The 10352-nt window shown below is 49.5% G+C and carries 11 protein-coding genes; 6 read left to right on the top strand and 5 right to left on the bottom strand.

Going from position 1 to position 10352, the window contains the following annotated elements:
• Positions 1 to 106 precede the first annotated feature (106 nt).
• The 4 genes from F1593_RS28705 to F1593_RS26110 all read left to right on the top strand — a co-directional run bounded on the left by F1593_RS28705 (position 107) and on the right by F1593_RS26110 (position 3912).
• Positions 107 to 271 carry a hypothetical protein gene (locus F1593_RS28705; protein ID WP_172632465.1) on the top strand — a complete coding sequence of 55 codons (165 nt, stop codon included), beginning with the start codon at positions 107 to 109 and terminating at the stop codon, positions 269 to 271.
• 311 nt (positions 272 to 582) lie between these two features.
• Positions 583 to 1185, top strand: a complete 603-nt coding sequence (locus tag F1593_RS26125) for a hypothetical protein (RefSeq protein WP_149404498.1) — start codon at positions 583 to 585, stop codon at positions 1183 to 1185.
• 344 nt (positions 1186 to 1529) lie between these two features.
• The gene (locus F1593_RS26120) at positions 1530 to 3140 is read left to right on the top strand and encodes an XRE family transcriptional regulator (protein WP_172632464.1); all 1611 of its coding nucleotides are present in this window, start codon (positions 1530 to 1532) and stop codon (positions 3138 to 3140) included.
• A gap of 64 nt (positions 3141 to 3204) precedes the next feature.
• Positions 3205 to 3912, top strand: coding sequence for a tetratricopeptide repeat protein (locus tag F1593_RS26110; protein WP_149404496.1), 708 nt, complete (start codon positions 3205 to 3207; stop codon positions 3910 to 3912).
• Positions 3913 to 4012: 100 nt separating this feature from the next.
• Here the strand turns inward: F1593_RS26110 and F1593_RS26105 are convergent, their stop codons facing one another.
• The 4 genes from F1593_RS26105 to F1593_RS26090 all read right to left on the bottom strand — a co-directional run bounded on the left by F1593_RS26105 (position 4013) and on the right by F1593_RS26090 (position 7789).
• Entirely contained in the window at positions 4013 to 5044 is a 1032-nt protein-coding gene (locus F1593_RS26105; RefSeq protein ID WP_149404495.1) for an energy-coupling factor transporter transmembrane component T family protein, read from the bottom strand.
• A 258-nt stretch (positions 5045 to 5302) separates the two neighbouring features.
• Positions 5303 to 6196: an energy-coupling factor transporter ATPase gene (locus F1593_RS26100; protein WP_149404494.1), complete on the bottom strand. Its 894-nt coding sequence runs from the start codon at positions 6194 to 6196 to the stop codon at positions 5303 to 5305.
• Positions 6189 to 7037, bottom strand: coding sequence for an energy-coupling factor transporter ATPase (locus F1593_RS26095; RefSeq protein WP_149404499.1), 849 nt, complete (start codon positions 7035 to 7037; stop codon positions 6189 to 6191). The genes F1593_RS26100 and F1593_RS26095 overlap by 8 nt, the downstream gene beginning before the upstream one ends.
• Positions 7037 to 7789: a DUF2232 domain-containing protein gene (locus F1593_RS26090; protein ID WP_149404493.1), complete on the bottom strand. Its 753-nt coding sequence runs from the start codon at positions 7787 to 7789 to the stop codon at positions 7037 to 7039. Before F1593_RS26090 ends, F1593_RS26095 begins: the two co-directional genes overlap by 1 nt.
• A gap of 341 nt (positions 7790 to 8130) precedes the next feature.
• Between F1593_RS26090 and F1593_RS26085 the strand changes: the two genes are divergently transcribed.
• On the top strand, positions 8131 to 8961 hold the full coding sequence (locus F1593_RS26085) for a YjbE family putative metal transport protein (protein WP_235932713.1): 831 nt from the start codon (positions 8131 to 8133) through the stop codon (positions 8959 to 8961).
• Positions 8962 to 9019: 58 nt separating this feature from the next.
• On the opposite strand, the gene F1593_RS26080 is transcribed toward F1593_RS26085, so the two are convergent.
• Positions 9020 to 9652 carry a hypothetical protein gene (locus F1593_RS26080; protein WP_149404491.1) on the bottom strand — a complete coding sequence of 211 codons (633 nt, stop codon included), beginning with the start codon at positions 9650 to 9652 and terminating at the stop codon, positions 9020 to 9022.
• A 296-nt stretch (positions 9653 to 9948) separates the two neighbouring features.
• On the opposite strand from F1593_RS26080, the gene F1593_RS26075 reads away from it, so the two are divergent.
• The gene (locus F1593_RS26075; protein ID WP_149404490.1) at positions 9949 to 10146 is read left to right on the top strand and encodes a hypothetical protein; all 198 of its coding nucleotides are present in this window, start codon (positions 9949 to 9951) and stop codon (positions 10144 to 10146) included.
• Positions 10147 to 10352 lie beyond the last annotated feature (206 nt).

Below are 10352 nucleotides of genomic sequence, written 5' to 3'. Positions count from 1 at the left end.
TGCAAACCTCGGTTTGCGCAACGCTTCTGGACATGTGGACCGCTACCTTTCAGTTGTGAGACTGATGGGCAAGTCTCATGGATGAAGGAAGAATCCCTGTGCATTTATGCCAGGGAGTGTCAACCAACTCATCTCTGATGGAGAGATTTTAGATACCACTCTACAATCCACTCCCGAGGAATGCGTAGCCCACCTGATCGCCCTGGCGAACGAGCGCGGCGGTCCTGATAATAGTACCGCCATCGTTGCCCGCATCTCACTGAGCGAATAGTTGCAAGGAAACCAAAGTAGCATCCTTCGTTCTATGGGGAGTTGTACTCAAACCTTGCCCTTAGAACGAGGTAGAGTTATAGCACGCTGCATGATGCTCGTATGATTCCTCCGTAGAGCGAGGGTGGCTACTTTGGTTTTCCATGCCTCTCGAATACTCTGGATCTGACCCTCTACCCTGACACACCTTTTCAGGTGAATTGGAAAAACCAGGGAAAGCTTGTCTGACTCTAGCAGATGTGTCATAGTAATAGCAGATACAGTAGACGGATGAAAGTTTCTTCTCACCATGCATAGAAAGAAGGGTCATGCATGACCGATCAGCAATTCTCACTTCCCCCACGCTGGCAGGAAATGGAGCAACAGTTAGAGCGCGTAACCGATCCTATTGGGACACCTATCGATCCAGGTATCATGAAGGCGGTTACTGCTCTCAATGTGCTGGGAGTCGAAACCAGTTCCTCCTGTGAAGGACATTTGCAGCATGGACATGCCGCCCCCTGGGTAGATTTCCATGCAGTAGACACGGAGATGATCCGCAAAAAAGCGCTTGCCGCCAGCAGACTGTTACAAGAAGCTGAAGAGCAACATGCACCACAGGAGACTTTGAACGAGCTCACCCATGAAATGTTCCAACTGGCAGCGGAGGAGCGCGTCGCTTATTATCAAGGCTCATGGCTGGTTCATCAGGCTTTAGAAGCCTTCTATCTTGAGCATCATGCTCCTTATGATCAGCAACTGTATTTACATAATGACAGTTTCGGTCAGAGTCGTCTGCAACCCCATGGCATCGACTACCAGCCACAACGCCCACCTGAGGTACAGGCCACATTACTCAAACTCTATCAGCAAGAAATGCAAGCCTTCGCCACCTTCCTCAAACACACCTATCTGTTCAGGAAAAATGCTATATGAAATACAATTACTGCTATAGCTAAACCGTAAAATCGATAGCGATTATTTTCGCACATTACCAGTGCACAGTTGCGGCAGATACAGCTTCAAACTGTGCAAATACATTGTGTGTGCTCGCACCGGCATCCAGATAGGCATCATATCCAGGCCAGGCTGTCTGGCAATAGGAGCGAACTTCCTCATGGATAGCGCGTTCACAAGTGCTGTTTCGCGCTCTATGCTAAGTCTTCACTATTTCTTCAAGACAGGTTTTTCAGCAATTCTATAGGTTTTTTTTATGTTTCTCATATATAATCCTCTTGTATAATTTCGCCAGGGAAATGCTGAAAGGATATCAACATACCATGCCGCAGCCAGAGGATGCAAAGATAAATCATCGCCTACGCGAGGAACGCAATCGGCGCCACTGGTCCCAAAAAGAGTTGGCTGAGCAACTGGGGACGTCAGTGCTCACAGTAAAACGCTGGGAACATAGAAAGGCGCAACCTGGCCCCTATTTGCGCATTAAGCTCACGACCCTTTTTAATAAGAGCGAGCAAGAATTAGGTTTACTGAATTCGGTCCAGGCACTTGAGCAATTGTGTACAACAGAAGATGTACCTTCCACAAATGGTAGAGCGTTTTCTTCTTTTCCTGTAACACGCGCTGAAGAACACAGGGAGCCTTTATACTGGTGTGTGTCCTATCAACGCAATCCTTTTTTTACTGGTCGAGAGGCTATACTGCAACAGGTGGATCAATTGTTGCAATATAGTGATGCCACGACGACACGCCGCTATGTTGCCTTGCGGGGATTGGGTGGCGTGGGGAAAACACAAATTGCGTTGGAATATGCCTATCGCTCTATCCAAAAATTCTCAATTATCTTTTGGGTCGATGCCGAGACAAATGAACGTTTGCGCGCCAGCTTTAATACGATTGCTCGGATGCTGGGTGTGGTGCAACAACAAGAACAGGAATTCTCACAGGTTATTGCTCGCGTTCAGCGCTGGCTTATCACTCATCAGGAATGGTTGGTGATTTTCGATAATGTTGAGGATTTGACGCTACTCAAAACAGTCTTACCAACACTGGGCAGTGGCGGCGTATTGATCACAACGCGGCGACAAGATATAGGCACCATGGCTCAAACAATCGATATCCATCCTATGAATAGCGAGGAGGGACGCCTTTTTCTCCTCAGACGTGCCCAACTGATCACGCTCGATGCTCTTCAGTCTGAGTCGCAGCCCAGGCTGGAACAACCAGAGGAACTGGCTGCACAAACAATTGTGAAGATGACAGATGGCCTGCCGCTGGCACTTGATCAGGCAGGCGCATATATTGAAGCAACGCGTTGCGGAATTTTTCCCTTCCTCAACATCCTGCAATCTTCTCAGCTTTCCATTTTCGGGCAGCGCGATGGAGATACCGATCATCCCTTGTCGGTCATCACAACGTTTGAAATTTCATTCGAACATATTCAAATGAACAATGCACTGGCGGCCGATCTCTTGATCATGTGTGCCTTCCTCTCTCCCGACGCAATCCCCGAAGCGCTGTTGACGGAATATGCGGGTCTCTTTTCACAGTCTGCTTTACAGGATACCAATAATGTTCTCTTGCAGTTCAATGCGGCGATTAAAGATATTTTGCGCTACTCGCTGATCCAGCGCCAGCCACAGACGCGTACGCTGACCATTCACCGTCTCGTACAGGCCGCGATCAAACAATGTATCTCCAGGGATAGACAGCGCATATGGATGAAGCAGATCACCCATGCATTAAATCAGGCATTTCCCGGTCAAGGGGAGACGATGGAACAATGGCCGTGGTGCGAACAATTGGTACCACATATCGCATATATCTTGAGCATAGGAGGAGTGGAGACAAATTCACTGGAGTTCACTTCCCTCTTGCATAAAACCGCGCTATTTCTTCCATCGCGTACGCTACCAGGATGCACAGACCTATGATCAACAGGCACTCCACATACAGGAGCAACTGCTGGGACACCAACACATTGACAATGTTCCTGTCTTGATCGGATTGGCAGAAACAATCCTTCGCCAGCCAGCTGAGCGAGAACAGGCAGCGATCTATGTACAACGCGCGTCCCGCCTGCTTGAGCATGAGGTCGGAGATACACACTTTCAACTGATTGATCCAATCAATAGTCTTGCCTCCCTCGCTTGCTCCAAAGGGGACTATCTACAAGCGGAAACGCTCATTCTGCGCGGACTTGCTATCTGGAAGATGACCGTCAACAGAGATCGAGATCCTTCGTACCAACCATCCAGCCCATTAGTGGTACCAGTGGCACAGAGCAGGGAGAGTTATCAACTGGTGGAGCAGGCGATAGAGATGTGGGAACAGGAACCAACTCACCGCCATTATCAAATAGGATACGCACTTATGACGCTGCTGAAAAGCTATCAACAGCGTCAATTGTATACCGCCGCCGAACAAATCGCGCAACATGGATGGCGTATCGGCACACAGGCGCTGGGAGAACACCATCCGCTCCTGGCGAATTGGGCCATACAGCTCGCTGAAATGAGTCTTGAGCGTGATCAATTCCAGCAAGCCGAACAATACTGTCAACAGGCGGAAGAGATCATTGAAAAGACGCTAAAACGAGAACATCCACTACTCACCATGCTGCAACGAAAGCTGGCGGATCTTTACCAGCGCAAAGAAATGGTCAGCCAGATAGGTAAGGGAGCAGAGACAACACATGATTTTTGAAGACCAGGAAGATCGACATACAACACTACTACATTGGTCCTCAGGTACCATTGATGCTTAGCTCTCACGCGAATTTGTTGGATCTGGTGGTGTATAGGGCTCAAAAGAAGAGCGATCCGAGCATGGAGAGTCCAAAGATGATCAAGATCAGATAGTCTAAACGTCTCAGTGGTTTCTCATAGAGCAGGGTACGCTGACCAGAGCTGCGATAGCCACGGGATTCAAGGGCTGTGGCCAGATCAGCGGCACGGCGCAGTGTCCCCTGTATCAGGGCGGTAAAGAATGAGGAGAAACTTTGAAGCCGTTCACGCCACGTTCCATGGAGCAGATCAGCGCCACGAGCCGCCTGCGCCTTCTGCAACTGCTCCACTTCATCCAGTAAGGTGGGGATAAAGCGCAAACCGAGCAAGGCCATCAAGGCAAAATCATCTACCGGCAACTTTAAACGTCTCAACGGGGAAAGTAGGATTGTTAAGCCTTCAATCAATGCAACTGGATTCGTGGTCATGGTGAGCAGGGTTGAAAAGGTATACAACGCCATAAAGATAACAAAACTGACGACCAGTATCCAGATTCTTTGTCGTGTAATGATAATAGGTCCCAACGGTACTGTGTGCTGAGGCGGCAGGCCCATAGTCCATCCAAACAAGAGGAGCGCACCACAGGTTACTAGAATGAGGATACTGCGCAACAGGCGAAAGAAGAAACGGCTGCGATAGCGTTTCGCCAGCGGCGGCAGGAGGCATGCCAGGGCCAGGATGCCACATCCAATAGCGAGAAACAGTGCGATATGTGAGATAGTGACGTTACGTAACAACCATGGTCCCAATGTCCATACCGCAGGGCTACTGCTAGATCCACCCAGGAAGGTGAACAAGAGGCTGGAGAAGACCAGCATAAGCAGAAATGAGAGCCGTCGCCACAATTCACGCAAGCCGATCCCTGCGCCAAAGATGCTACCGAGCACCCAGGTGACCGCGACAATATAAGGCGCAAAATGCCATTGATGTTGGTTCGCTATTAACATCACCACCACAGCCAAACCAATCATCAATAGCTTGGTACGCGCCTGTAAGCGGTGCAGTGGACCAGTACCGGGATAAAAAATGCCCGGAGACATATTCGTTAGCATAGACGTATTACCATTCTAATTCTGACCGAGCCATTTGTATTATAGTGTCCTGTCGTGTATAATACAAATGTTCGAATTCCTATCGAACAAGACAGGTGCGTGCCTTATCCACAGGATGCCGATTCAAATGATGTCGCCAGCGAGCCGTGCCAGGTCGTACGGCATGCAAACGCCTCATAGCAATCGAAAGCAAGCGGGATGAGCACAGAACAAGATTACAGGTCGATGTTATCCACCGAGATAGCCTATTGATCTGCCTCAGCTTCTGGACGAGACGTCTGGAAGCTGCTTTTGCTTTTGCTTTTGCGTCTGCTGCAAGAAGTGAAAAGCATCCTCAACACTCATAACATCCTCAGGAAGCGCTATGCCTCGTTGGCGGAGCGCGGCCAATAGCTCATGCAGCGGTGGCGCGGCCAAATCCCAACGGCGGAGTTGCTCACTCTGCGCAAAGACACTGGCAGGCGTTCCCTGCATGACCAGCTTCCCATGATGTAACACATACAGCCCATCAGCGATAGCGGCAACCTCGGCCATGTCATGAGAAACCAGGATCGTGGTCACACCTTGCTCTTGTCGGACACGCTGTAAGTAGGCGTAGAACTCTGCCCGCCCCTCACCATCCAAACCCACCGAAGGCTCATCCAGGATCAAGACACGCGGGGTCATCGCCAGAATACCTGCCAGCGCCACGCGCCGCCGCTGCCCACCGCTTAACTCAAAGGGGGAGCGTTGCCCATAGTCTTGCAAGGGCAGTCCCACGATATCCAGGGCGTGCTTCACACGGGCACGTAACTCATGTCGGCCAAGTCCCATACGCTGTGGACCAAAGGCGACATCCTGATAAATAGTAGAGGCAAACAACTGCGACTCAGGAAATTGGAAAAGCATGCCGACTTTTTGCCGCAGAGCCCGTAGATTCACCTGCGCACCGCCGACATCCACACCATCCACGCGCACCGAGCCCGGCGTGGGGCGCAACAAACCATTAAAATGTTGTACCAGCGTTGACTTCCCTGATCCATTAAAGCCAATGACCGCCACACATTCGCCACGCGGAATCTGCATACTGACATCATCGAGGGCTTTTTTCTTGACAGGAGCCGTGGTATAGGTATGCGAGAGATGCGCTACCTCAATCATCACATCATTCACGAGCAATCTCCCGAGCAATCTGCTCTACAGTCACAGCATCCTCTGCGATCCGAAAACCAGCCGCCCGTAAGCGAGCGGCCAGGGACAAAGAATCAGGGATAATCAGCTTGAGGGCGCGCAAACGTTCGATATCTGAGAGAAGCTGGCCGGGCTGGCCTGTTTGTACAATCTGTCCCTGTTCCATCAATACAATGCGCTGTGCATAGACGGCTTCTTCCAGCAGATGGGTCACCTGTACAATGGTGATGCCCAGGTCGCGGTTCAAGCGCGCAAACAGCTTGCCCATCTCCTGCCGCGAGACAGGATCGAGCATGGAGGTCGCCTCATCGGCAATAATACAGTCCGGGCGCAGGGCCAGGATGCCAGCAATCGCAACCCGTTGGCGCTGTCCACCCGATAGTTTATGCGGTGGCAAGGCGCGCAAATCGGCAATCCCTACAGCTTCCAGAGCCTCGTTGACACGCTGGCGAATCTCAGAGGCGGAATAGCCCAGTACCGTCAGGCTCCAGGCCACATCATCCTCTACCACCGTCGCGATCAACTGATTATCGGGATTTTGAAAAATCATACCCACACGCGCACGAATGGCCGGGTGGCTGGCGAGATCGCGTGTATCCATACCCGCGACAATCACCTGTCCCTGATCAGGCAACAGCAATGCATTGCACTGGCGAGCCAGCGTGGATTTTCCAGAACCATTATGTCCCAGAATGACCACATATTCGCCTTGCTGAATCTGCAAGCTCAGCTTGCGTAAAGCGGGAGATTCCTGCTGTGCGCTACCCGGCCGAACTGGATAAGCATAGGTCACTTGCTGAAGGTCAATCAAAGGTTGTAGCATCAAACACGACTCCATTGCTTGCGGCGCTTCATCCTCTTCACGCGCCGGCGGAGCTTACGCCACCTCCATCCGCGGATCTGACGTCTCAGTTTTCCACTCGCCAATGGGCGTACATCATAGCCAAGCAAGCGTACCAGGGAGTTTGAGATCACATAGATAGCCGTCACAGCCGGACAAAAGAAGATCAGCAATCCAATGAAGAGCGCTACCCACCAGTAGGCAAAGGCCAGATTCACGAAGGAATTGAGCGGCGGAAGAATATCGCGTTGCCAGAACACACCCAATCCAACCCGATGGGTTAACGAGGCAATAATAACCAGCGAGGCTTGATAGCTGCGATGAAGGCTTTCCAGGGTGACCTGCCAGGGAATCCCGCTCAGCCAGGCCAGAGCCAGGAGTCCCACATAGGTGTAGATTGTTCCCCCGACGATACCAAGCAGCAGTAGCGGTAGATGATGAAAGCGATGCTTCATCATAAAGCCCAGAAAAAGACCACCCAATCCTTCAGTGACCATTAAAATAAGGCCATGTGGGCCAATCAAGACACATAAGAGGAAGACCGACACGCACATACCCATAATGCCTACGTAGGTTCCTCGTCGTAAAACCAGTATAGTAAAAACCGTAAAATTTAAGAGGGAGAAAAAATGCGCAGCAACGGGCAAAAAAGTCGCGAGAAACTGAAACGCCACGGCAATATCCGCCAGTAGAGCGCCTTCAGCAATCTCAATCGCACTTAAATTTCGAAACATCCTGTACCTTATATCTATAATGATGTGGTTGCACCTTGTTTGTATTCTACCTTCATTGCCAGAGAACCAACAAGGGTATCACCCATTTAGCAGTTGCTATTCCGGTAAGCACTGTGTGCAACCACTAGAGGAAACGTTGATTTGAGAATGGAAGACATCCTGCGTTTATCCGTATAGGGCACTGGTTTGGCACATATTGGCATAGAACAATAACAGTACTGAATTCCAGGCCGAAAAAGATCCTCTTCCCTGTTATGTAATGGACAGAGAAAGGACCGGGGTGATCACAGTATAGAGAAGCGGAGACTTCTCTTAGTAAGGAAACATAGGAAGTGACACAGATGAATACCTTTGTTTTTGGAAGTATGGTGGGAGGGGTCCTCTTGCTCGATCTGTTCCTGAGTGGGGACAATGTGCTGATCATAGGTGCAGCAGCAGCAGGACTCCAACGGCGGCAGCGCTGGTACGCTATCCTGGTCGGTGGTTTGGTTGCGATGATATTGCGCATCATTTTGACCGCGCTGGCGTCTGTTGTACTGAACATTCCCTTTATCCAAATCGCGGGTGCCATCGTCCTGCTCTACCTGGCCCAAAAACTGCTCCGTGAACGCACACAAATCGGCAATGATTCCTCCACACAATCCGACGAACTATCCCATTTAGATCCTATCAAGCGCCGGACACAGACCAACAATGCCTTTCTTTCAGCACTGCTGACAATTCTCCTGGCTGATATCACAATGAGCCTGGACAATGTCATCGCGGTCGGTGCCCTGGCGAACGGGGAAATCTGGCCCTTGATCATAGGACTGATCGGCAGTATCACCATTCTTATGCTGGGTAGTGCCGTGGTTTCTGTCCTGATCGAACGCCTGCGCTGGATTCTCGATATCGCAGCCTTCGTACTGGGCTGGACCAGTGCGCTTATGCTTCATGATGATCTGACCACGCTGGCAGCCGCTAACCATGCGACCTGGCTACTCACTCTTAACACTATACAGATAGGTTGGAATTTCTTTCATCTATCCCTGTTAATAGTTATTCTTCTGGTAATCACAAGCAGCATTATCTTCATTTTTGATCTGTACTATCGCAAAAAAGATCATCAGCAAGCTGTTATAGTCGTCAATACCAAAAATGAGCTTGTTGACAATAAAGTAAAATCGTCTTAACGCTTCGGCTGGTACCACACACATCAGTTGCTAGCAACAACAGATAGGATGTCTCTGCTTATGGTTCTTTACGCCAGAGAAAGGGACAGTTTTTGCTTTTTGTATAGAGAATGGTGAACATGTCACGTTTCACCGCTTCATACAGGAGGATGGGTACCCACAAGAGTATCTCTAAAATGAGTAACTCTTTCCAATTTACCATCACAGAAGGAACATTGGCGCTTGAACTGTTGATACGCGCTGCTTTGATTAATGGGAAAGCAGGGAGGATCAAGAGCGGGAGAATGCCATAAACAAGGCGACCATACCAGTGTTGCTGACGTGCCAGCCAGGCATATTGGCGTATCAGGGGCCAACCAAAGAGTACACCACCAAAGAGAAGGACCACCGTTTGTATCCATAGAGGAAGCTCGGTGGCAGTTGGCTCATCCCATCCGGTTATAGTGACAAATATGTTATAACTAGAAGCGACAACGCCAAACATCGAGGCTCCAGCAAAGCGTGCCCATCGTTCTCGGCTGTGTGCTTGCCAGGCAAGTAGAACACAGACATTATACAGAAAAATGGAAAGAAACATCGCCAGGTTGCCATGAAACATGTCCAATGTTACGTGCCATGATGTAACGTGTTCAGATGTGGAAAAGAGCGCCTCTTCCTGAAGCCAGACAAGCGTTGCGATGTTCAAATACATATTTTTTCCTGAATGGGTTTTCAAATGACACAGAGAGTATTCAGTCTATTTACACAGCAGTGAGATAAAAGTCAAAGGCAATGTAAAAAAGAAGCTAAAATAGAGCGTAGTAGAAAGTATCTCAAAATACCCTATTTGTATATATACGCTAGAACCCTTCAATAGGTTAGACGTAATCTATACTCATAAGTTAAATGGAATCTACGCCCAAATAGAAACACTGAGCCGCCCATGATAGACTTAAAGTAGCCATCAAGGGATAAGTCCGTTATGTTATACTTGAGACGAGGTGCACAATGAATAATTTTGATGAGCTAGATGAGCAGGTTCGGAAGAAGTTGACAGCTCTCCGCAAAAAGAGGGAGTCCAACTTGAAATTCAGGAAAGAGCAGCGGGAACGCTTAGAGAAAACATTGGCCGATCCCCTTCTCTCACCGGTTGCCAGAGGTAATCTGGAAAGACAGCTGCACGAACTTACGATTCCAAACGATTAATACAAAAGATACAATAGGGTTACTGCATTTAAAAGATTAGAATTACTCTTCGGTACAAGGCTCGTAGGAGCCACCCTTCACGGCACCTACTCCAACAAATGGAGGTGAAGCAAGAACTCCCTGCCTGTATGGTTTTCCGTCATCGAGACCCGGCCCTGTTTTCCCTCATCGTATCTGCAGAGGTGGGTGAGAAGGAGCCTGTCTTT

It is taken from the genome of Dictyobacter arantiisoli, assembly GCF_008326305.1.
Taxonomy (GTDB): Bacteria; Chloroflexota; Ktedonobacteria; order Ktedonobacterales; family Ktedonobacteraceae; genus Dictyobacter; species Dictyobacter arantiisoli.
This window is presented reverse-complemented; position numbering and strand designations above follow the sequence as displayed.

What these genes read in the sequence shown, in the direction of transcription:
- F1593_RS28705 (WP_172632465.1), top strand. Translation starts at nt 107, where the DNA reads ATGCCAGGGAGTGTCAACCAACTCATCTCTGATGGAGAGATTTTAGAT.
- F1593_RS26125 (WP_149404498.1), top strand. Translation starts at nt 583, where the DNA reads ATGACCGATCAGCAATTCTCACTTCCCCCACGCTGGCAGGAAATGGAG.
- F1593_RS26120 (WP_172632464.1), top strand. Translation starts at nt 1,530, where the DNA reads ATGCCGCAGCCAGAGGATGCAAAGATAAATCATCGCCTACGCGAGGAA.
- F1593_RS26105 (WP_149404495.1), bottom strand. Translation starts at nt 5,044, where the DNA reads ATGCTAACGAATATGTCTCCGGGCATTTTTTATCCCGGTACTGGTCCA.
- F1593_RS26095 (WP_149404499.1), bottom strand. Translation starts at nt 7,037, where the DNA reads ATGCTACAACCTTTGATTGACCTTCAGCAAGTGACCTATGCTTATCCA.
- F1593_RS26090 (WP_149404493.1), bottom strand. Translation starts at nt 7,789, where the DNA reads ATGTTTCGAAATTTAAGTGCGATTGAGATTGCTGAAGGCGCTCTACTG.
- F1593_RS26085 (WP_235932713.1), top strand. Translation starts at nt 8,131, where the DNA reads ATGAATACCTTTGTTTTTGGAAGTATGGTGGGAGGGGTCCTCTTGCTC.
- F1593_RS26080 (WP_149404491.1), bottom strand. Translation starts at nt 9,652, where the DNA reads ATGTATTTGAACATCGCAACGCTTGTCTGGCTTCAGGAAGAGGCGCTC.
- F1593_RS26075 (WP_149404490.1), top strand. Translation starts at nt 9,949, where the DNA reads ATGAATAATTTTGATGAGCTAGATGAGCAGGTTCGGAAGAAGTTGACA.